Below are 20,297 nucleotides of genomic sequence, written 5' to 3'. Positions count from 1 at the left end.
GCGTTTTTGTTTGGGGTTGGGGTGGTTTCGCGGATAATCCCTGAAATGAATGCGTCGAATCCGGTCGATTGGTGTCGAGTATAAACCGTTCGATAAAAAAAGACTGCTTTTCAATAATAAATTGGTATTTTCAATAATAAAAAAAGATTTTCGATAATAAAATCCCTCTGACTACATCTACAGAGAAAATAAGCTCCATCCGGCGGCCAAAAAGGGCTGATAAAACTTCAGAAAGCTGGAAAACTCACTGCTTGACACCCTATTAAAGCCTTTTTACTCAAAAACTTTCTCAATTCAACCTGAAATCTTCTTTTTTAGAGAAATGTTTTATTTATCATGGAACACACCCATTCCCGGGTTTTTCTATGCTTGTTTTAAGCATCAGTATGCGAGGCCCATTATGATAGAAAATCAACATTATGCTTTAAAAAAGACTAGATTAAAAAAACAGCTGGCCGCCAGCCAGAATCGGTTCGTTTTTTATGCTTTCCACCGGAAAAATGAAGGTCCAGGGCATGCTGGTTTCAGCTTCCAGCACGATTTGCGGGATGGTAAAGACCGATTCTGCAATGGTCCTTCCCTCCTCTTTATAGGTAAGTTGTTTTTTTTCAACAGTAAATCTATCTTGTTTAAAATTATGAAAAACACCGGTAACGAGCAGCTCTCCTTTATAATTCAAAGCCGTTCGGATCATGGAAAAAGAAATCTCCTGTCCTGCAGGGATGGATGTTTCTCTAAAGACTTTTTCTATCGTTTCCCGATCCTGATCGGCGACCGCTTTATCCCATGAGTTTTCGTACACTAAACGCTGCATGATAACACATCCTTTTTGATGTTGCTTTCCGTATCATATCATATTTTTTTCCTTTAAACCGCCAACCCCAGCTTAAAAAAACGCCCGGGGCAGCCCCCAGGCGTCTAAGCTTTCACGTTTCTCCAGATGTTTACCGCAAACAGCACGATACCCAATGCAGTGATGGTCGCGCCGATCGCGATAAACGTCTCTGCCTGTTCATGGCCGTACACATAAAAGGACAGCGACAGCAGCATGACCGGCAAGCCGATGTTATGCAGCCAAAAATGAATCTTCCCAAGCCTGCTTGCAGCGGCTTCAGGAAACAAATGATAGATGATGCCGGCGAGTGTGAGCGCAGTCCAGCCAAGCAGGTTAACGTGAGCATGCACACTCTTCAGTTGAAAACCGTGGGAGATCGACATAAACATCCCCAGTCCGACTCCCAGTACAAAATACAGTGCAGAAATCTTAATTAATCGTATTCCCATTGCACACCTCCCTTACTAAAAGAGTATGTACCCAGGAAAATAGTCATGACATTCTTCCTTGAAAATTATTGCTTCAATCGTTTGTAAAGCGCGTGAGTGCCGCTGTTTTCCTCGCCCATCTCAGCAAGTTCCTCGTATAAATCTTTAGCCAGCTTCAACCCTGGAGTCAAAAGGCCCATTTCCTCCGCTGATTCGAGGGCAATCTTCATATCTTTTATAAAATGCTTCACGTAGAAGCCTGGTTCAAAGTTTCCTTTGATGATGCGCGGCGCCAAATTTGAAAGCGACCAGCTGCCCGCTGCACCTGATTCAATGCTTTTCAATACATTAGACGTATCCAGTCCAGCTTTTTCAGCGTAAATAATCGCTTCGCACACACCGATCATACCTGAAGCGATCGCGATCTGATTGCACATTTTAGTATGCTGTCCGGCCCCGGCTTTTCCTTGATAGACAATGTTTTGGCCCATCAGCTGCAGAATGGGAAGAACAGCTTCGAAGTCTTCCTTCTCTCCACCGGCCATAATGGACAGCCTTGCTTCACGCGCTCCCACGTCTCCGCCAGATACTGGTGCATCAAGTGCATGAAGTCCAAGCTCTTTTGCTGTACTGGAGATTTTTTCAGCCAGCCGCGGGCTCGAGGTCGTCATATCCATCACATACGAACCTTTTGCTGCATTTTCCAGGATACCGTTTTCTCCAAAATAGACCTCTTCCACATCCGACGGATAGCCGACCATCGTGACCACCACTTGTGAAGCCTGTGCCACTTCAGCAACCGTGCTCTTCCATTCAGCCCCTTGGCTCAGCAGCTCTTCTGCCTTCTCTCGTGTTCTCGTATAAATATGTACGGAATGCCCTGCTTTTAATAGATGAGCAGCCATGCTTTTTCCCATTACGCCGGTTCCAATAAATCCAATTGACTTCTTTTCACTCATGATTGTGTCCTCCTTCTTTATCTTTGTTTCTCATTATAGAGAAATCAAAAGTAACATACTAATGATTTTATTTTTGCTGTGGTGGCCCTCTATCAGGTAAGGTAGATTTAGATATGAAAACGAAGGCGGGATGAACCATGAAACTATTGTTGTTAGGATCTACCGGAAGGGTGGGCAGCGGTGTCTTAGAAAAGGCGTTAAACGATGGCCATAAAGTGCACGTACTCGCAAGACATCCAGAAAAACTCGCGGTGTACCATGAGAACCTAACGATTCATACGGGAGATGCCACCGTATACGCGGACCTTGAAAAAGCGATGGAAGGCTGCGAGTCTGTCATCAGTGCGTTAGGAACGGATGGGGGTACCGTGCTGACGGATTCCATTCCAATTGTTATACAGGCGATGATGGACCGGGAAATCAAGCGGCTGATCACGGTCGGAACGGCTGGTATTCTTGAAAGCCGTACAGAGCCTGGATTACTTCGCTATCAATCAAGCGAATCGAGACGGAGGCTGACAAGGGCAGCTGAAGAACATCACCGCGCTTACCTTGCCATGAAGCAATCACCTCTTCAGTGGACGGTCGTTTGTCCGACCTATTTGCCTGACGGGCCAGAGACAGGAAACTACCGGGTGGAAAAGGATTACCTCCCTATGGACGGAACACAAATCAGCACAGGAGACACGGCTGACTTTGTATACAAGCAGCTGTCCTCCAACGACTTTTCCCAAAGCCGTGTGGGGATTGCTTATTAGAAAGAATGCGGAAGCGCCCTGCCAAGGTCTGATAAAGAAGACACGCTTCATGTTCTTTATGAAGCAATGTCGCACTTATGCCCTGTGGATACAAGCGCTGGAGTTAGACATTACATCAAAAAAGCAGCCCGTCAGATAAACTGAACGGGCTGTAATTTATGCTTATTCTTCTGTTTCCTCATAATACTGAAGTTCCTTTTCGAGGATGGTATCGACCTCGAGCTCTGTCAGGTTTGTTTTTCTTGCGAGATGGTCAATGAGCTCGTCCATATCCACATCTGCATTCTGCATTTCAAAGTAACGCCCTTCCTCCTTTAAAACGAGACGGATCTTTTCTTCCTCGTAGGATGTCTTTTCTTTGATATACTGCACGGCATTCTCAATTTTTTGTTCAATGCTCAAACTGTTTTCCTCCTTTTATGGTCATTTCTTATTACTACCCGTTTGCGGAAAAGCTATTCGGTTCTTTTTATGTATAGAAAAAAGCAGGAGAGTTCCTGCTTTTTAATAATACGGTGAAATCATTAAGTAAACAATAACCCCCGTCAAACTGACATACAGCCATATAGGCATTGTCCAGCGGGCAATCTTTTTATGCTTTTCCACCTGCATGTTCAATCCGCGGGCAAGTGTGAACAGCGCGAGAGGAACAATAAGCGCGGCCAAAATAATATGTGTGATCAAAATAAAGAAATAGATGTACTTTAACGGGCCGTCTCCGCCATATTTAGTAGATTCGGCAAGATAGTGATACGTAACATAAGAAAGCAAGAACAGAGCAGTCGTCGTAAATGCTGCAAAGATAAAACGCTTGTGCAGCTTGATGTTTTTTCTAAGGATAAAAAATAGCGCCGCCAAAAGGAACACAAAGGTAAAGCTGTTAAAAATCGCGTTCAGACGGGGGAGAAGATGAACATCAAACGACACCTTGCCATTGTAAGCCGGTAAGAAAAACAAAATGACAACAAGAACATTGATCGCTATCGAAAGCCCAATGACAACAGGCGTATAATTTCTCTGCTTGACGGTAGAGTTTGATTGATCGCTCATGGACTGGTCTCCTTCATAATCTTCTTTTTTCGTTTCCTATTCTACCATTGTAGACAACAAACCTGAAGCTAACTCCCCCTGGAAATCACCAATTACAGCCATCTGTCAAAAAAACTACAAATTTAAGCGCAGTTAAAAACCCCCTGAAATCATCAGAGGGCTGGAAGTCTTATGATCTATGCTTTTTGCAAAAACTTTGTGTCATCGATCTGCGCTTCCCATTTTCCAATTTCATCCATCACGGATTTAACGCAGCCCTCTTCAAACGGCGAAACAAGACCGGCGATGTTCACCAGCTCAGTAAATGGAAGACTTCCTCCACGGCCGCACAGTTCAAGGTAATCCTGCCATGCTGCCTTATGATTCTCCCGTGAACGTTTCCAGAACTGAAGCGCGCAAACTTGAGCGAGTGTGTAGTCAATGTAATAGAACGGCGTGCGGTAGATGTGGGTCTGCATCTGCCAGAAGCCTCCTTCTTCTAAGAACTCAATGCCGTCAAAATCACGGTGCGGCAAATATTTCTCCTCCAGTCGGCGCCACTCTTGTTTTCTCTCATTCGGTGACGCATCAGGATTCTCGTAAACAAAATGCTGAAACTCATCGACAGCCACACCGTAAGGGATAAATTTAACTGCTGCGGCCAAATGGTCATAAAGATAGCGCTCTGTATCTTCCCCGAAGAACTGCTCCATCCAAGGATACGTAATCAGCTCCATGCTCATGGAGTGAATCTCGCAAGCTTCCAAGGTTGGAAATTGGTATTCAGGCACTTCATAGCCTCTGCTCGTATACACCTGGAAGGCATGTCCCGCTTCATGAAGCAGTACCCGGATATCGCCCTGTGAGCCGTTAAAGTTTGTGAAAATGAATGGTGACTGGTACTCACTGATATACGTACAGTAGCCCCCAGGCGCCTTGCCTTCCTTCGCGATCAGGTCAAGCAGCTCATTTTCAACCATAAAGGTGTAAAACTCATCCGTTTCCGGTGACAGCTCTTTGAAAATTTTGGCTCCCTGCTCAACAATCCAATCCGCATCACCTCTTGGTTTTGGATTTCCCTGCGGAAAACTGAAAGATTCATCATAGAATTTAAGGCTGTCCACCCCAATGCGCGCCTTTTGTTTCTCCCTTAGAGACGTGCAGAACGGAACGATATGCTCTTTGACTTGATCACGGAATTTTTTTACCATGTTCTTGTCATAATCCGTTCGGTTCAGACGGTTGTAAGCGAGCTCTACAAAGCTTGGGAAGCCGAGTTTTTTAGCGATCGAAGTACGGAGCTTCACCAGCTCATCATATTGTCTGTCCAGTTCTTCCTTATGGTCATTAAAGAAGCCGAACTGCGCTTCCACGGCTTGTTTTCGGATGGCGCGATCCGGTGATTGGGTAAACGGAATGAGCTGTGCCAGTGTTCTTTTTTCACCTTGGAAATCAATTTTTGCGGAAGACAGCAGCTTTACATACTGGCTTTTCAGTTTGTTTTCCAGTTTAAGGTCTTCGACGACTTCCGGTGAATACGTTTTTAGCTCTGCATCCGCAAGGTTAAACAGATGCTTGCCCCACTTGTTTTCCAGTTCTTTTCTATACTTGGAATGGACGATCGCTTGGAAGAACTCGCTTACCATCCCTTGATAGACTGGAGTGTTTTCATCCATAAAATCGTGCTCTTCTTTATAAAAAGGGTCTTCTGTATTTGATGTATACCTGATATGTACAATATTTTGCATCGTTTCGAAATGGTTTCGGATGGATACAAGCTCTGCCATTACCCCGTCTTGCTCATTGAAAGAAGCTGCGTGCTCAAAGCTTTCCAATTTTTGTTTAAACTCTTCTTGAAGCTGTTCCATATTGGGACGTTTATAAGTAAACTCACTGAATTTCATGTGATCTTCTCCTCTCTTTCACCTGCTGTATTCTACACAGCCGCTTCTTTTCCTTTTTTGAATGGAAGGCTGTTTTGTAACCTTTGTTGCTCCCTGAGAGTGGTTGATTTCCGTTTCAGGATGCTCGCTTTCCGCGGGGCGTGCGCTGAACCCCTCGGCGCTTGCGCCTGCGGGTTTCACCTGTCACGCGCATCCCGCTGGAGTCTCGCACCTTGCACTCCAATCAACTTGTCAATGAGGCTCTTTTACAAAAATGTTCCCAAGGCAACAATCTTTTAGAAAAGCTTGAATGAAAAGACTAGGGTTTAGGCCAAAATGTGTTTTATTATAGAGATAACAGTCAACTAACAGGAGCGTATCGTATGAATTCTAATCCTTATTCAGATAATCCGTTTAAAGGCACATTCGGCAGCCTTGAAAACCTTGCAGATACGATCAGCGAAGTCCTTCATTGCCCTGTAACGATCGAAGACGCCAATCATCGGCTTCTGGCCTACAGCACCCATGAAAACAGCACGGATCCTGCACGCATTGCAACCATTATCGGCCGCCGTGTGCCTGAGAAAGTCATTAACAGCCTTTGGAAAGATGGGGTTATCCCAGGACTTCAGGCCAGTGATGAACCTCTTCGTGTATCCTCCATCTCCAAAGTCGGCCTGGGTGACCGTGTCGCCGTTTCCATTCGAAAAAATGAAGAGATCCTCGGCTACATCTGGGTTCTTGAAGTGGACCGACATCTATCTGATGAGGATTTGGAGCTTTTGAAGAAGGCCGCACAGGCGGCCAAGAACCAGCTGCTTCAGCTCTACACTGGTTCGAGAAGAAAGCAGGAAAGCCTTCAGGAATTTTTCTGGAAGCTGCTGACCGGCCACAGCAGTAATGAGGAAGCCATTCAGGATAGCCTGCGGGACCTTGGAATCTTGCCCAGTTCTTCTGTCTCCGTACTGATCTTTCAGTTCCCTGAGGAGATTGATGCGGGGTTCGAGAAAAATGTAAGCTACATCACTTCTGTCAATCAGAGCGTTAAAGCTCAACTGACAGCAGTAGATGAAAATCAAATGATTTTGCTCGTCACCTCTGCACTTAAAGAACCGCTTAGTGAAATTCTACAAGAGTTTATTCTTTCTTTTACTCAGCAAATGAAGGAGCGTTTTGGAGTAGATGGCATTACAGCGGGGTTTGGCGGGGTCTACAGCTCGTACCATCTTACAGAAAAAAGCTACATGGAAGCACTGCAGGTCCTTAAAATAAAAAACCGCTTTAAAGAAGGAGCATCCGATCTTTTTGGCTATGAAAATTTAGGTGTTTATCAGTTCCTTGATGTCATTCACCAGAAGCAGTCCGCGAGCCGCTACAGAAATCCAGCGCTTGATAAATTGCTGGAATACGACCGGCTCCATAAGACCGATCTGTACAACACGTTGGATACGTACCTGTCTGCCGGTTCCAATACACATCTTACAGCCAGTCTGCTCCATATTCATCTCAACACACTGACCTATCGGCTGAAACGAATTGCCGAAATCGGGCAGATCGACTATAGGAATACGAACCAGAAAACGATGCTTTATTTGGATTTGAAGATTCAGCAGCTTTTTTATTGAAGAGCATTTGTGAAATTTCACAAACGGTCTTCTTTTTTTTCTCTTTTCCTCACAAAGAAATTTAAAGAGGAAAGGATTATACTGTAGGCACAGTAATAATGAAAACGCCATCATTTATGGCGCCAGGAGGTTTTTACAATGATTATTGGTGTACCTACAGAGATTAAAAACAACGAGAACCGTGTTGCTTTAACGCCGGCGGGTGTAGTTACTTTAATAAAAGCTGGACATGAAGTATTAGTAGAAACAAACGCGGGAGAAGGAAGCGGATTCCCTAACGAAGAATACGCTTCAGCCGGCGCAAACATGTTCGACAGCGCTGCGGACGTTTGGGCTAAAGCAGACATGATCATGAAGGTTAAAGAACCTCTTGCTTCTGAATATAATTACTTCCGTCCTGGATTGATTCTTTTCACATACCTTCACCTTGCAGCTGAGCCAGAGTTGACGGCAGTTCTTACAGAGAAAGGTGTAACAGCGATCGCTTATGAAACTGTTGAGCAAAACCGTACGCTTCCATTGTTGACTCCAATGAGTGAAGTAGCAGGACGCATGTCTGCACAAATCGGTGCTCAATTCCTTGAAAAACCAAAAGGCGGAAAAGGTATCCTTCTAGGTGGTGTACCAGGAGTTAAGCGCGGAAAAGTAACCGTAATCGGCGGCGGTGTTGTTGGAACAAACGCTGCAAAAGTAGCAGCAGGACTTGGTGCTGACGTGACCATCATCGACTTAAGCCCAGACCGTCTTCGCCAATTGGAAGACATCTTCGGAAAAAGCGTACAAACGCTGATGTCCAGCCCAATGAACATCGCGGACGCAGTAGCAGAATCTGACCTTGTAATCGGTGCTGTTCTTATTCCTGGTGCTAAAGCACCAAAGCTAGTTACAGAAGATATGGTTAAATCCATGACTCCTGGATCTGTTATCGTAGACGTAGCGATCGACCAAGGCGGTATTTTCGAAACGGTTGACCACATTACAACACATGACAACCCAACTTACGAAAAACACGGCGTTGTTCACTATGCAGTTGCTAACATGCCTGGTGCGGTTCCACGTACATCTACTATCGCATTGACGAACGCAACCGTTCCTTTCGCTCTTCAAATTGCAAACAAAGGTGTAACAGAAGCCGTATTGTCCAACCCTGCATTAAAATTGGGCCTTAACGCAGCCGGCGGGCATATCACTTACGAAGCAGTTGCTAAAGATCTCGGGCTTGAGTATGTTCCTGCAGAATCTGCACTTGAAAAAGCTTTTCAAGCCATCTAATTTATAAAAGCTATTAGCACTTTCCTCTCTTCTTTAAGAGGGGAGGGTGCTTTTTTTATGTCTACTCAATGGAGAGATACTTCCGCTTTTCTTTATTTCCCGGTAAATAATTTGTCGAACGAGCACCAATGTACATGCTTTCTTTTCCACTTTCTCCTATAATTTTACTTTACGAAAAAATAAATACACCGCGGTTCGAGAACTCCCGCTGTAACAAAACTAGGAGGTTATTGGCGTGTTTAACGTTTATTACGGTATTTTATTTGCTGCCGTGAACTTTATATTATTCTTAATCTGTTACCGTCTGTTCGGCCGTAATGGTTTATATGTATGGGTTGGAGCAGCTACCATCCTGGTGAACATCCAAGTGGTAAAAACGATTGAGATGTTCGGTCTAGTGATGACACTTGGTAATACTATGTATTCCACAAGATTCCTTTCTACGACTTATTAAATGAAAAGTACGGTCAGGAAGAAGCGAAGAAAGCCGTTTGGTTTGGCTTTTTCACGCTCATCATGACGACTGTAATCATGCAGATGGTCTTGTTGTTTGAACCCGCTCAAAGCGATATTGCCCAAAAGCCGATGGAAGCACTGTTCCGACAGGGGTCTATGAATGGAACGTATGGTTTGAGATTTTCATTACGACCTACCTGCTAAAATTTATCATTTCTGCTGCATCCACACCTGTTATTTATCTTGCAAAAAGCTTTAAATTCAAGGAAGAATCTAAAAGCGAAGCCTGATCATCAGGCTTCGCTTTTTAGTGGCTGCTGCTTATTTTCTCATTTCTTTAATCATAGAATCCAACACTGCATTTCTTTCGGCAAGCTTTTGATTGACCTGCTTCTGAATGAGCAGCATTTGATCAAAATGGGTTTCAATTTTTGCTTTGTCTTTCGCTTTGATTGCTGCCTTAAGATTTTTCTTTTCCGTCTTGGCCTTATCGCGGAGAGCCTTCATCTCGTGACAGATCTTTTTCATTGCCTGATGGTTCTGATTTTGGTGCCAGGCACCGGGCTTTTCATTCCCCGTATGCAGTCTGAGGATCGTATCCTTTTTTAACAGCGCTTCCTGCTTAAGTTCGTAATACTGGATTTTCAATCGGTTTTTCTCGTGAAGCTTGTCTTTGTAAGGGGCAAGCTCTTTCCACATATGGTCTCTATGCATGTGGTGTTTTGGCTGTTTTCCACTGTTTCCTTCTGCGTTTGCATGTACCAGTCCTGTGAAAAGCCCGATGCTTAAACAGAGTACTGTGGCTAAAATCATCACACGTTTCATGATGTTCATTCCTCCTTTGATTGGTGATACATCATTAGTGTGAGCAGCTTACAAGAAAATATAGGAAAAACATTATGTAATTTTTTTCATAAGTGATAGTCCTATAGATGGCGCAGCACACGATTGACCGTTTCACGGCGCAGGCCGACAAACTGGCCGATCTCCTCCTGTGTCAGCACATCTTTTACCGACATATCCGGAAAATATTGCTGAAACCAGTTTTGCAGCAAATCCACCCGTTCTTTTGTGGCGACAGCGGTCAGCTGGTCGATGCGCTGCTGCATCATTCGAAGCTTTGTTTGCAGCAGCAATGCCACTTCCCGGTACTTTTCCGGGTTCTCCGAGAGCTCCCTGTACCACTCTTTTTCAGGAATCACTTCTACTTCGGCCGGAAGAAGAGCCATAGCCGTCCCATGATAATCTTTTTCGCTGATTAGCGAGTGGTGCGGGATTACTTCTCCAGGCACGATCAAATTCAGCAGTGAAGCGGTTCCATCTTCATGTACACGGACCACTTTAATGAGCCCGCTTTTCAGTTCAAAGAGCGGACCTCTTTCTCCCTGACGAAACAATATTTCCCCTTTATGTAAAAACACGACGTGTTCCACCTCTTTGCATATGTCTCATTCAACTATAACATGCCGACAAAGGCGGAAAAAGGAGATCCTATAAGTTTAATAATCTCTTCCTTTTCCGGAATCGGATATTTCAAGCAGGTCACCGGGATAGGGCTCAAACCAGCTTTGGCGGAGTATTTCTTCGTCTTCAAAACGGTATGCCCATGATTTAAGCAGTGCCATCACGCTCGAAAACGGCTCTTTTTTCTCCGCTACTTTATCTGTAAGCTCCAGAAAGTATGATTTTTCTTTGTCGTTTAAGAAACGTTCAAATGCTTTTGCCATTTCCTTTGCAGCATTTATGCTGGAATCATAGCGTGCCGTCCTCAAAAAAAGGCGGCGCAGCCCCTTTTCATACAATGAAAACAATTCCTCTGGCTGTTCTTTATTTTTCAAAATGCGCGTCAGAACCTTTTGTGTCGGGCGGCTGTAGGCAAGAAACAAATACTTGTTTACTTCATGAAAGTCCGTCAGCCTTTGTAGAGACTCTTCTTTTTTCAGTTCCCTGTAGGCAGCCAGCAAGAATATTTTTGTGAAAAAACGTTCCCTGATCAGGAAGTTATTGAGGCGCCCCTCGTCTTCTACGGCTAAATGGGGATACAGCTCAAGCACTTTGCCGCCAAAAAGGCCGCTGCTTGAGCCGATGGCCGGACCTTTCTCTGTTGAGGTATACAGCTTTACTTCTTTCAATCCACAGGAAGGCGAACGGCTTTTTAAAATAAAACCATCGATATGCTGAAGAGACTGGAGGTAAGCATCTGAAAACTTTTCCATATCGGCAGTAACGTCTTTGTCCGTTTTAGGCTGCATGAGGCGCTGTTCCCCATTTTGAAGAACGATTCTGATCGTCTCTCTCGGTGTTCCGAGTCCGATTTCAACTTCGGGACATACCGGCAGAAAGTCAACATGCCTCATTAGTTTGCGGATGGTTGGATGATGGATTACGTCACCGTTATAACGGCAATGATCAAATTCTAAACACTGGCTGACAACAAGCTTTGGCTTTGCGAACACTCCCATTGCAATTCTCCTTTTTACAAATCTCATAAGAGCATTGTTTCCCAATCAAAAAAACCTCATTCTAAAAGTAGAATGAGGTTCCTTCAGCACGGTTAGATCGAATAGGTTAGGAAGTTGCCTTGTTTCCCGCCCATTTTTTCATAAAAACGCTGTGCTCTTTTGTTGTCATCTGCCGTTTCCCACAGCATGGATGCATAGCCGTTCTTTACTGAATACTCTTTGCAGGCATTGAACAATCCTTCAGCTACAGCTGTTCCCCTGCTGTCCTCGGCCACATACAGATCGTTCATAACCGTGATTTCTGCCGCCCGGGTCGTGCTGTATGTAAAATAAAGCGTCGCAAAGCCTTTAAGCTCTCTGCCATGTTCTGCGACAAACTGAATGCCTCTCTCTCTTTTTAAAAGCACACTGATCAGCGCATTCAGCTTTTCATCTTCCGGATGAGGGCTATTGTAGAAATCTACAATATATTCAAGCATGAGCGACCGCAGCTGTGCAGTATCTTCTTGCTGTGCGGTTCGAATACGTACTGACATTTTCATTCCCCTTTTCATTTCTGATTAAAAGCGAGCTCCGTATACCTGCCGATCTCTTCATAGCCGATATCACTGTAAATTTTGCTGGAAGAAGGGTTGGCCTCATCGGTATAAATCGTACAGAACTTCCTGCCGGATTGAAGGAGTTCCCTGCTAAGACCTGCAACGCATGATTTGGCAAAGCCTTTTCTCCGATGCTCTGGAGGGGTGTACACCATATTGACCGTCATCCCGTTCTTTGTAGGCCTCGTAATTGCCGCCATACTGACAGGCTGATCAGAGTCCCAAATATAGACTCTCTTTTCCTGAATCTTTTGGCGGGCTGTTTGCATCGCCTCCTGCTCTGTCAACAGCGATCGGGTCTCACTTCCCATTTCATACAGCCATTTTCCTGCGAGCTCGCTGTCTTTCAGGCTGGCCTGCCGCATTCTTCCCAGAGTAGGTGTGAAGGCTGTTAACCGCTCAAGCCGGTACAGCATCATTCTCATGGAAATTCGGTGGCTGTTCCCCGTTTCTCTCAGCCACATTTCTGCAAAAGCACGCGCAAGTTTTGCAGGTGCCGTAAGCTTCGATATTCCCCAGTCTTGCATGGCTAGCTTCTTGATCAAGAGGGGAAGTGCTTCTTCTTTGCCGAAAATAAGCAAAGGACGAGGAGGGTTCATAAAGGCAGTAAGCAGGATATCACCGCCTTCTCTTATACAGCATAAAAAAGGGGGATTGCTGCTTGATGCCTTAACCTCCATATGAGCAAGACAGCTGGACGTTATCAATTCCGCTGCTGCTTCATGCTTCATCAAAAATGATTCAGCGCTTTTATAAAAGTCTTTGATCTCACTGAATTGCTCCAGCTCCATATTCTCACCGCCATAAATTCATTTTGCCAATCTCCTTTATTAAGTTTCTATGAACACGAAGGGTAAACCTGCTTTTGTACAACGATCACCCGTTTCTGATTTATTAAAGAAAACCTAAAATGCATATTCATTGGCATCCTATGAAAATCCCTTTATCATGACTAACAGGCATGAAAATTAATATGAGAGGTTTGGTGAAAAAATGGCAGCAGAAAAAAATCAGCACATCTTATTAACGAGCCGTCCGAAAGGGATGCCGACGATGGACAACTTCAAATTTGAAGACATTGCGATCCCTGAACCGAAGAATGGACAAGTATTGCTTAAAACGCTCTATCTTTCCGTGGATCCTTACATGCGAGGCAGAATGAATGATACAAAATCCTATGTTCCTCCTTTTGAATTGAACAAGGCGATCAGCGGAGGAGTTGTGGCGGAGGTTGTTCAATCCCGTTCCAGCGAATTGGAAGAAGGAGACCTTGTTATCGGAAATCTTGACTGGGCACTCTATTCAGTCGCGGAGGATGCACAAGTCAGAAAGATTGATCCTGATCTAGCTCCAATCACTACTAACCTTGGTATTCTAGGAATGCCTGGCCTCACTGCCTACTTCGGATTACTGGATATCGGCAATCCTCAGCAAGGGGAAACTGTTGTCGTATCAGGTGCAGCCGGTGCAGTAGGAAGTGCCGTCGGCCAAATCGCTAAAATTAAAGGTGCCCGTGTAGTAGGAATTGCAGGTTCTGAAGAAAAGATCAGCTATCTCAAAAATGAACTTGGTTTTGATGCCGTGGTAAACTACCGTGAAGCAGGCAATATCCGAAAAGCTCTTAAAGAAGCTTGCCCGGACGGTGTCGATGTATATTTTGATAATGTGGGAGGAGAAATTTCGGACGCGGCATTGAGCCTGCTCAACCAGAATGCCCGCATTCCGCTTTGCGGCCAAATTTCCCTGTATAACCTTGAAAAAGCCGATCATGGCCCCCGTATTCAAGGACAGCTGCTCATCAACAGCGCCTTGATGAAAGGATTCATTGTCAGCAACTATGCTTCTCACTTTGAAGAAGGAGCGAAACAGCTTGGACAATGGCTCCGAGAAGGAAAGCTGAAATACGAAGAGAATATCGTAGAAGGCTTTGACAACACGATAGATGCGTTCTTAGGATTGTTTAAAGGAGAAAACCTCGGCAAGCAGCTCGTTAAAGTATAGTATCCGAGCTAAGCCGTTAATTTTTATTAAATAAACGGGGCTGTCCAAGAAGTCTGGTAGCTGTTGATCTCTGCTCCAGGCTGCTCGCTTTCCGCGGGGCGTGCGGTGAGCCTCTTGGCGCAAGCGCCTGCGGGAGTCTCACCTGTCACGCTAGTCCCGCAGGAGTCTCGCACCTTGCACTCCAATCAACTTTTCATTGAAGATTTTTCACGTCAAAGGAGCTGCCTGAAGGTCAATTTTCGACTTTCAGGACAGCCCCTTTTTATTATGCCGAGCTAGAAGCCGCTTCAGCTTTTCTTGATCCAGCTTCAGCGCCTAGAGACTCGGACGCTTCACTCCTTCAATACAACACAAAAATCTGTGTTGCTATTCTGGAGCTCCACCGTTTTTCTTCTCTAAACAGCCGCTTCAGCTTTTCTATTCACCTTTAGCCCTGAGATTGTATACATTGAACAAAAAGGAATTGAGGAACTTTCATGAAGATGCTTGATCCCAAGAAGCTGTATGTCCAGTATCGCCCCAATGCAAATCCTGCGGATCCAAAATATCCAAGGCGGTATACACTTACTCACTCTGATACCACGGCACAGCTGTTCCTCGTGGCAGGGCCTGAATTTGCTTATGATACGACCAACGAGATGAGAGATGAAGTTTTTGCCGAATGGAAAACATTTAACCGTGAAAAAATTCTGTACGGCTATGTATTGATTGCGGACGAAAACACAAGTAAAAGCCAGGCTAAAACAAGAAATGAGATTTTCATGAGCGAATTGCCGCGGGTACTGGAAGCTTTTTTCTATGGAGACCGCTTCTTTTTCCAGGCACACCCTGAATATAAGGATGCTCCTGTCTATATTCAATTTGAATCAGTCTATCCTGAGTATCGCCAGGTAAAGTCTTATGGGCCGATCTCTAAATACCAATAAGTAAGAGGTGAGTTCCTTTTGTATAAAGCCCGCTCCTATACCAATCTGCTGATCCAGCAATATCAAAATAACAAAGCGACGGTTCAATATCCCGAAATCATTGGGCTGCCCAGTACCGAGACGCAGATTAACCTGAACAAGGCGATAAAGGATAAGGTATTCAGCCTGATGGATGAAAACGGAATCAAGCGCAAGGATTTAGAAGAAATGACAGGCTTATTTGAAGTAAAACTCAATCAGGGAGACTGGCTGAGCATCGTGTTCACAAATTACGCCTATTGGAAAAATGCTGCCCACGGCCTTACACTCCAGGGATCGATTACGATGAATGTAAAAACCGGCACCATTTATGAGCTGCGTGATCTTTTTAAGGAAGGAAGCTATTATAAAACAAGGCTCACCACCCTCATCAAAAAGCAGTTCAAAGAATTTCAATTCCCGCTCATTCAGCCCTATCAGAGCGTAAAAGACACGGATGGCTTTTTTTTAACAAAATCAGGCCTCGTCATCTATTACCAAAGCTATGAATACACGCCTTACTATGTCGGAATTCCTGAATTTACGATTCCTTATAATAAAATTGCTTCTATACTCAAACCAGAAGTGAAAATCAGCTCTTAAGCTTTTTCAGCCGTTTTGTTGATTTTAGTTCGGCAACAGAAACAGCCCCAATCCCAAACATGGCCGTCCGCAGTTCAAATTCAATTTGATCAAGCTTTGAAATGATGGCATGTTCATTTTCAATAGCAGCCGGCAAAAGGGTACGGCCATAGCCGGCAAGGTTTGCACCAAGTGCCAGTGCCTTTGCAGCGTCCACACCGTTATTCAGCCCGCCGCTTGCAATGACAGGAACCTCTGCCGAACATCCTTTCACTTCATTAAGAACCTCCGCAGTCGAATTTCCCCACTCCAAGAAAGCTTCTGCCGCTTGTTCTCGCATTTGGTCTTTAGATCGGTATTTTTCTACTTGAATCCAAGAGGTTCCGCCCGCTCCTGCTACATCAATAAACTGCACTCCTGCGTCGATCAATTTTTGGGCAGTCTCCCTATCGATACCCATTCCCACTTCTTTCACACCGACCGGAGCAGGCAGGTTTTTCGCCGCCTCTTCAATTTTTTTCAGTAGATTAGAGAAGTTGACGTCTCCTTCCGGCTGGAAAATTTCCTGCATGCCGTTAAGATGCAGGACAAGCCCATCTGCTTCGGCAACCTCAACAGCTTTCATGCACTCACGGAGCCCATATCCATAATTCAACTGCACCGCCCCCAGGTTAGCGATGACTGGTACAGAAGGAGCATAATTCCTGATTTGAAACGTGTAGGCTGTCTGCCCGTTCTCGATGGCCGCCCGCATGGATCCTAATCCAACCGCCCATCCTTGTTTTTCCGCAGCCAAAGCGAGAGCCTTATTGATTTGATAAGCTTTTTCTGTGCCGCCTGTCATTGAACTGATCATGAAAGGGGTTCTCATCGTTTTTCCGAGAAAAGAAGAAGACAAATCGATTTCGCTGAAGTTGATTTCAGGGAGCGCGTTGTGCTTGAACCTGTAGTTTTCAAATCCTGTTGTCATCTTTTTCCCAGTCACATCTTGGTTTAGTGCAATTTCGATATGCTCGTTTTTTCGTTTTTCTGTATAGGAATTTTGCTCATCCACATCGATCTTCTCCTTTCCGGAACTTCTGTATCTTTCTAGACTTCCCCAAATCACATCCTGTTTAACGGCGTAAACGAATAAAAGCAGACAGTTGCACACTGCCTGCTTTTAAAAAATATGAATTTTATTCGAAAATCGAGCGGTACTCGCCATAGCCTTCTTTTTCAAGGTCCTCTCTCGGGATAAACCTCAATGCCGCAGAATTGATGCAGTAGCGCAGTCCCCCTGCTTCCCTCGGACCATCGTTAAACACATGGCCAAGATGAGAATTTGCTTCTTTGCTCCTTACTTCAGTACGAATCATGAAGTGGCTGAAATCCTTCTTCTCCTTTACATCCGTTTGGCGCATAGGCTTCGTAAAGCTTGGCCAGCCGCAGCTGGAGTCAAATTTATCAAGAGAACTGAACAGCGGTTCTCCAGAAACAATATCAACATAGATGCCTTCTTCTTTATGATCCCAATACGGATTTTGGAAAGGAGGCTCTGTTGCGTCATTTTGAGTGACTTCGTACTGAATCGGTGTTAATTTTTTCTTCAGTTCATTTTTGTCCGGCTTGGACTGCCAATGGCTTTTAATAAAGTCTTCACGCCCAGAACCCGTACGATAGCGCTTATAATGAGCCGGATTTTTCTTATGATAACCCTGATGGTACTCTTCGGCAGGGTAAAAAACAGAGGCTGGCAAAATTTCAGTCACGATCGGTTTCTGGAAGCGGCCGCTTTCAGCAAGTTCTTGCTTAGAGGCCTCTGCCAATTCCTTTTGCTCTTCATTATGATAGAAAATCGCCGTGCGGTACGAATCGCCCCGGTCATAAAATTGTCCGCCAGGATCGGTCGGATCGATCTGCTGCCAGAAGAGCTGCAGCAGCTTTTTATACGGAAACAATTCGGGATCAAACGTAATTTGTACCGCTTCATAGTGGCCCGTTGTATCGGAACAGACTTCCTGGTATGTCGGATTTTCCGTGTGCCCGCCTGTATAGCCTGACACGATACTGATGATGCCCGGCATTTCCTCAAACGGAGAAACCATGCACCAGAAACATCCACCCGCAAAAGTCGCAAGCTGCTGATTGTTATACTGAGTATTCAAAGACCTCACTCCCATTCTTTTGAAAGTCTTATTGTTCTATTGTTCCTATCATAAAACAAGTATGGCACTTAATAAAAAAATAATGCCTAGTTGGAAGTGCTGAAGTGTTCGGTTAGGCCAGAAAAGCGCTGGATTTTGGCATTAAACGTTATTATGAAAATGACGTGCTATGCAAGTAAATGGAGCAAAATCGCAAGTAAAGTCTATATTCTCGCAAGTAAGCCACCCCGATCAGTCGTCCGCAATCCCTTCCAGCGGTTTATCTTCCTATAAATGGGCAAACTAACCGTAAGTACGACGAAACTGGAGGGAAAATCATGGCTAGAAGAAGTCGAAGGCCGCTTGTTCCTGAAGCAAGAGAAGCATTGGATCAATTAAAAGCCCAGGTGATGAGGGATGTTGGCTATCAAGTGGATCCGTCACAGCCTGACGCTGTTAAATTTGAAGTAGCAAAGGATGTCAACGTCCCGCTTCAGAATGATTACAACGGACAGCTTACGGCAAAACAAGCTGGCACAGTGGGCGGACAGATCGGCGGCCGGATGGTCAGCGAATTGATCCGGCAGGCGAAGCAGCATCTTAACAAACAGCATTAAAAAGGCTGGCGCACGGCATTCAAACAAACTGCCACGCGTCCAGCCTTTTTTATATTAAGGAACAAGCAAAATTCCATCCCCAATCGGGCGTTCACCCGCTGCATCGGATGGATCGGTAACGAGCTGGCTGTTCATGACCATGCCCGTCGATCCGCCGCCATCCAAGTTTAGCGCATCAACAGCTCCCAGTGATTTCATCAACTGGGCTTCTTCGTCAAAATTCATGCCGATGCTGTATCCAGGACTCCGCCCATCAACCGTGACGAGCAGGATATTACCGTTCGGCTTAATGCCCGCAATGGTTCTTGGATTTCGCCGCTCACCGAAACGATAAAAGAATTCAGGATCATCGGGCTGATGAAACCCTTCTTTTGTAGCATCTATAATTACCTTTCCGTTTTTCAGCAATCGTGGGCCACCATTGATGATGCCCATTTTTTTAGACGCGGGGACAGGTTTGTTATCTGCAAAGACCATTTTCCCAACGTAAAGTTTATTACCGATAATAGCATGTTCCTGAAGCCAAGCCGCAGATTGGCCCGTTCCTGCAACAACAGAGCCCCCAAACGGAATATCAGCTCCCCGTGACTTATGGACAGCCACCACTCTTCCCGTACTGTCCATAACAGCTTCAGCTCCCGGACCTTCTGGAGCCCTTTTTCCGAAAACAGAATTGTATTGAATCAGTTCGTCCTCATCTGTACACGTAAAATCGTGTTTAGGAAGTGTAGTTTCAAGATCACCCACGCCGCCGCATCCACGGATACGTCCGGGATCCCTGTTTAAACCATCCAGTTCAGCCGGCATGCCTTTTGTACCTTTAACCGTTAACTTAGTATGGACCGAGGAAATTTTAGACGTATTGTCTTTGCCGATAAGCAGGCTCGTTCTTCCCTTAACCGCCTCACTGATCAGCTCACCGTTAATGACAGAAACTCCAGCTAAATCGCCTTCAGTTCCATCCTGCGATCCCATCACAAAGTATCCTCCATTAATGCCGGCAATAGCCTTCTTTTTGGCAGCCATATCCGTCAGCTTTTCCCTGCCTGGCACAATGCCGTTTGCTAATGATGGCTCCATCTCTCCCCTCCACTTTTCAGGAGATACCTCAAGGACACTGACTGTCCATGGCCCGGAAGCCTCTTCGCCATCTTCGGGTATGTAGACGACCTTTGATTGGTTATAGCCTGCAGAAACCAGCTTCTTTTGTTCAGATTTTGCGTCCGTTTCCTTTTGAAAAGGCCCGGTCCGTACAAGATAACCGAGCGGCGTCCCGCGCAAAGGATCATCCTGCGCCCGCTCGGCCACCGTTTTTACTGATGCAGCATAACCCTTGCCGGCAAGTTCATTCCGAAGCTCATCGGCTTCTTTCTTTGTTTTGGTAAAGGCTGCATCCACCATATATTCAGCATTGGGGTTATTTTCCCCATAAACAGCATGGGTGTAAGCCAGACCCTTCTGAAGCTGTTCGGTATGCTTGGTTTTTGGCTGGGAAAAATGTTCTTCTGCATGAACCGTGTGTCCAGGGATCATCGTGCTCAACATCGATACAGCCACGAATGCCTGGAAACAGGAAGATAAAATCGTTTTGTGTTTCAAAAGCCATACCTCCAATTTTTATTGATTCAACGCAACAATAACTCAACTATATGTTGAAGGAGTTACAGCCATTTATAGAAGTTGTAAATGATTAGGTAAATGAAGGCAGAAGAGTATTAAGT

At 45.1% G+C, this 20,297-nt stretch carries 23 protein-coding genes and 1 pseudogene; 9 read left to right on the top strand and 15 right to left on the bottom strand.

The genetic code is table 11. From position 1 onward, the window contains the following. Positions 1 to 439 precede the first annotated feature (439 nt). The 3 genes from OKX00_RS01000 to OKX00_RS00990 form a co-directional block, all read right to left on the bottom strand. A complete protein-coding gene (locus OKX00_RS01000) occupies positions 440 to 814 on the bottom strand; it encodes an SLAP domain-containing protein (protein WP_265409067.1) in 375 nt (124 codons plus the stop codon). Between the two features lie 104 nt (positions 815 to 918). Next, positions 919 to 1,284, bottom strand: coding sequence for a cytochrome-c oxidase (locus OKX00_RS00995; RefSeq protein WP_062238198.1), 366 nt, complete (start codon positions 1,282 to 1,284; stop codon positions 919 to 921). Positions 1,285 to 1,349: 65 nt separating this feature from the next. Next, complete coding sequence (locus tag OKX00_RS00990; protein ID WP_265409066.1) at positions 1,350 to 2,222, bottom strand: NAD(P)-dependent oxidoreductase; 873 nt, start codon at positions 2,220 to 2,222, stop codon at positions 1,350 to 1,352. Between the two features lie 137 nt (positions 2,223 to 2,359). Here OKX00_RS00990 and OKX00_RS00985 point away from each other — a divergent pair, with 137 nt between their 5' ends. Then, positions 2,360 to 2,980: an NAD(P)-dependent oxidoreductase gene (locus OKX00_RS00985; protein ID WP_265409065.1), complete on the top strand. Its 621-nt coding sequence runs from the start codon at positions 2,360 to 2,362 to the stop codon at positions 2,978 to 2,980. A gap of 162 nt (positions 2,981 to 3,142) precedes the next feature. Here the strand turns inward: OKX00_RS00985 and OKX00_RS00980 are convergent, their stop codons facing one another. The 4 genes from OKX00_RS00980 to OKX00_RS00965 all read right to left on the bottom strand — a co-directional run bounded on the left by OKX00_RS00980 (position 3,143) and on the right by OKX00_RS00965 (position 6,093). Next, positions 3,143 to 3,382 carry a hypothetical protein gene (locus tag OKX00_RS00980; RefSeq protein ID WP_053356393.1) on the bottom strand — a complete coding sequence of 80 codons (240 nt, stop codon included), beginning with the start codon at positions 3,380 to 3,382 and terminating at the stop codon, positions 3,143 to 3,145. Positions 3,383 to 3,484: 102 nt separating this feature from the next. Next, complete coding sequence (locus OKX00_RS00975; RefSeq protein WP_053356392.1) at positions 3,485 to 4,030, bottom strand: DUF420 domain-containing protein; 546 nt, start codon at positions 4,028 to 4,030, stop codon at positions 3,485 to 3,487. A gap of 176 nt (positions 4,031 to 4,206) precedes the next feature. Then, entirely contained in the window at positions 4,207 to 5,913 is a 1,707-nt protein-coding gene (locus OKX00_RS00970; RefSeq protein ID WP_265409064.1) for a M3 family oligoendopeptidase, read from the bottom strand. An 18-nt stretch (positions 5,914 to 5,931) separates the two neighbouring features. Further along, entirely contained in the window at positions 5,932 to 6,093 is a 162-nt protein-coding gene (locus tag OKX00_RS00965) for a hypothetical protein (RefSeq protein WP_265409063.1), read from the bottom strand. Between the two features lie 182 nt (positions 6,094 to 6,275). On the opposite strand from OKX00_RS00965, the gene OKX00_RS00960 reads away from it, so the two are divergent. The 3 genes and pseudogenes from OKX00_RS00960 (at position 6,276) to OKX00_RS00950 (ending at position 9,535) form a co-directional block, all read left to right on the top strand. Next, positions 6,276 to 7,517: a PucR family transcriptional regulator gene (locus OKX00_RS00960; RefSeq protein ID WP_265409062.1), complete on the top strand. Its 1,242-nt coding sequence runs from the start codon at positions 6,276 to 6,278 to the stop codon at positions 7,515 to 7,517. Between the two features lie 138 nt (positions 7,518 to 7,655). After that, positions 7,656 to 8,789: an alanine dehydrogenase gene (gene ald / locus OKX00_RS00955; RefSeq protein ID WP_265409061.1), complete on the top strand. Its 1,134-nt coding sequence runs from the start codon at positions 7,656 to 7,658 to the stop codon at positions 8,787 to 8,789. A gap of 235 nt (positions 8,790 to 9,024) precedes the next feature. Beyond that, positions 9,025 to 9,535: pseudogene (locus OKX00_RS00950) on the top strand (queuosine precursor transporter). Between the two features lie 31 nt (positions 9,536 to 9,566). Here OKX00_RS00950 and OKX00_RS00945 read toward each other — a convergent pair. The 5 genes from OKX00_RS00945 to OKX00_RS00925 form a co-directional block, all read right to left on the bottom strand. Beyond that, positions 9,567 to 10,070, bottom strand: coding sequence for a hypothetical protein (locus tag OKX00_RS00945; protein ID WP_265409060.1), 504 nt, complete (start codon positions 10,068 to 10,070; stop codon positions 9,567 to 9,569). A 101-nt stretch (positions 10,071 to 10,171) separates the two neighbouring features. Then, positions 10,172 to 10,666 (bottom strand): Crp/Fnr family transcriptional regulator, encoded by a 495-nt coding sequence (locus OKX00_RS00940; RefSeq protein WP_265409059.1) that lies wholly within the window; start codon positions 10,664 to 10,666, stop codon positions 10,172 to 10,174. A gap of 78 nt (positions 10,667 to 10,744) precedes the next feature. Beyond that, positions 10,745 to 11,707: a YbgA family protein gene (locus OKX00_RS00935; RefSeq protein ID WP_265409058.1), complete on the bottom strand. Its 963-nt coding sequence runs from the start codon at positions 11,705 to 11,707 to the stop codon at positions 10,745 to 10,747. Positions 11,708 to 11,799: 92 nt separating this feature from the next. Next, a complete protein-coding gene (locus tag OKX00_RS00930; protein ID WP_265409057.1) occupies positions 11,800 to 12,243 on the bottom strand; it encodes a GNAT family N-acetyltransferase in 444 nt (147 codons plus the stop codon). A gap of 14 nt (positions 12,244 to 12,257) precedes the next feature. Continuing rightward, positions 12,258 to 13,097 (bottom strand): GNAT family N-acetyltransferase, encoded by an 840-nt coding sequence (locus OKX00_RS00925; protein WP_265409056.1) that lies wholly within the window; start codon positions 13,095 to 13,097, stop codon positions 12,258 to 12,260. 202 nt (positions 13,098 to 13,299) lie between these two features. Here OKX00_RS00925 and OKX00_RS00920 point away from each other — a divergent pair, with 202 nt between their 5' ends. From OKX00_RS00920 to OKX00_RS00905, 4 genes are all read left to right on the top strand, one after another. Next, on the top strand, positions 13,300 to 14,307 hold the full coding sequence (locus OKX00_RS00920; protein WP_265409055.1) for an NADP-dependent oxidoreductase: 1,008 nt from the start codon (positions 13,300 to 13,302) through the stop codon (positions 14,305 to 14,307). Between the two features lie 63 nt (positions 14,308 to 14,370). Continuing rightward, entirely contained in the window at positions 14,371 to 14,586 is a 216-nt protein-coding gene (locus tag OKX00_RS00915; RefSeq protein ID WP_265409054.1) for a hypothetical protein, read from the top strand. A gap of 197 nt (positions 14,587 to 14,783) precedes the next feature. Further along, positions 14,784 to 15,233, top strand: a complete 450-nt coding sequence (locus tag OKX00_RS00910) for a staygreen family protein (RefSeq protein ID WP_062238168.1) — start codon at positions 14,784 to 14,786, stop codon at positions 15,231 to 15,233. Positions 15,234 to 15,251: 18 nt separating this feature from the next. After that, on the top strand, positions 15,252 to 15,854 hold the full coding sequence (locus OKX00_RS00905) for a DUF3298 and DUF4163 domain-containing protein (protein WP_265409053.1): 603 nt from the start codon (positions 15,252 to 15,254) through the stop codon (positions 15,852 to 15,854). Here OKX00_RS00905 and fni read toward each other — a convergent pair. Then, positions 15,844 to 16,887 (bottom strand): type 2 isopentenyl-diphosphate Delta-isomerase, encoded by a 1,044-nt coding sequence (gene fni / locus OKX00_RS00900; protein ID WP_265409052.1) that lies wholly within the window; start codon positions 16,885 to 16,887, stop codon positions 15,844 to 15,846. The two genes, OKX00_RS00905 and fni, sit on opposite strands and share 11 nt — an antisense overlap. Positions 16,888 to 17,011: 124 nt before the next feature. After that, positions 17,012 to 17,920 (bottom strand): peptide-methionine (R)-S-oxide reductase MsrB, encoded by a 909-nt coding sequence (gene msrB / locus OKX00_RS00895; protein WP_265410439.1) that lies wholly within the window; start codon positions 17,918 to 17,920, stop codon positions 17,012 to 17,014. 377 nt (positions 17,921 to 18,297) lie between these two features. Here msrB and OKX00_RS00890 point away from each other — a divergent pair, with 377 nt between their 5' ends. After that, the gene (locus tag OKX00_RS00890; protein ID WP_265409051.1) at positions 18,298 to 18,576 is read left to right on the top strand and encodes an alpha/beta-type small acid-soluble spore protein; all 279 of its coding nucleotides are present in this window, start codon (positions 18,298 to 18,300) and stop codon (positions 18,574 to 18,576) included. Positions 18,577 to 18,630: 54 nt separating this feature from the next. Here OKX00_RS00890 and OKX00_RS00885 read toward each other — a convergent pair whose 3' ends face one another. Further along, positions 18,631 to 20,175: a phosphodiester glycosidase family protein gene (locus tag OKX00_RS00885; protein WP_265409050.1), complete on the bottom strand. Its 1,545-nt coding sequence runs from the start codon at positions 20,173 to 20,175 to the stop codon at positions 18,631 to 18,633. Positions 20,176 to 20,297: the final 122 nt, after the last annotated feature.

It is taken from the genome of Fictibacillus sp. KU28468 (genome assembly GCF_026153615.1).
GTDB classification, from domain to species: domain Bacteria; phylum Bacillota; class Bacilli; order Bacillales; family Fictibacillaceae; genus Fictibacillus_C; species Fictibacillus_C marinisediminis.
The sequence above is the reverse complement of the archived record's forward strand: the minus strand, read 5'-3'. Positions and strand labels throughout refer to the sequence as shown.

Excerpts from the sequence above, each read along its gene's own strand:
- OKX00_RS01000 (WP_265409067.1), bottom strand. The coding sequence starts at position 814 with ATGCAGCGTTTAGTGTACGAAAACTCATGGGATAAAGCGGTCGCCGAT.
- OKX00_RS00995 (WP_062238198.1), bottom strand. The coding sequence starts at position 1,284 with ATGGGAATACGATTAATTAAGATTTCTGCACTGTATTTTGTACTGGGA.
- OKX00_RS00990 (WP_265409066.1), bottom strand. The coding sequence starts at position 2,222 with ATGAGTGAAAAGAAGTCAATTGGATTTATTGGAACCGGCGTAATGGGA.
- OKX00_RS00985 (WP_265409065.1), top strand. The coding sequence starts at position 2,360 with ATGAAACTATTGTTGTTAGGATCTACCGGAAGGGTGGGCAGCGGTGTC.
- OKX00_RS00975 (WP_053356392.1), bottom strand. The coding sequence starts at position 4,030 with ATGAGCGATCAATCAAACTCTACCGTCAAGCAGAGAAATTATACGCCT.
- OKX00_RS00970 (WP_265409064.1), bottom strand. The coding sequence starts at position 5,913 with ATGAAATTCAGTGAGTTTACTTATAAACGTCCCAATATGGAACAGCTT.
- OKX00_RS00960 (WP_265409062.1), top strand. The coding sequence starts at position 6,276 with ATGAATTCTAATCCTTATTCAGATAATCCGTTTAAAGGCACATTCGGC.
- ald (WP_265409061.1), top strand. The coding sequence starts at position 7,656 with ATGATTATTGGTGTACCTACAGAGATTAAAAACAACGAGAACCGTGTT.
- OKX00_RS00945 (WP_265409060.1), bottom strand. The coding sequence starts at position 10,070 with ATGAAACGTGTGATGATTTTAGCCACAGTACTCTGTTTAAGCATCGGG.
- OKX00_RS00935 (WP_265409058.1), bottom strand. The coding sequence starts at position 11,707 with ATGGGAGTGTTCGCAAAGCCAAAGCTTGTTGTCAGCCAGTGTTTAGAA.
- OKX00_RS00930 (WP_265409057.1), bottom strand. The coding sequence starts at position 12,243 with ATGTCAGTACGTATTCGAACCGCACAGCAAGAAGATACTGCACAGCTG.
- OKX00_RS00925 (WP_265409056.1), bottom strand. The coding sequence starts at position 13,097 with ATGGAGCTGGAGCAATTCAGTGAGATCAAAGACTTTTATAAAAGCGCT.
- OKX00_RS00920 (WP_265409055.1), top strand. The coding sequence starts at position 13,300 with ATGGCAGCAGAAAAAAATCAGCACATCTTATTAACGAGCCGTCCGAAA.
- OKX00_RS00910 (WP_062238168.1), top strand. The coding sequence starts at position 14,784 with ATGAAGATGCTTGATCCCAAGAAGCTGTATGTCCAGTATCGCCCCAAT.
- msrB (WP_265410439.1), bottom strand. The coding sequence starts at position 17,920 with ATGGTTTCTCCGTTTGAGGAAATGCCGGGCATCATCAGTATCGTGTCA.
- OKX00_RS00890 (WP_265409051.1), top strand. The coding sequence starts at position 18,298 with ATGGCTAGAAGAAGTCGAAGGCCGCTTGTTCCTGAAGCAAGAGAAGCA.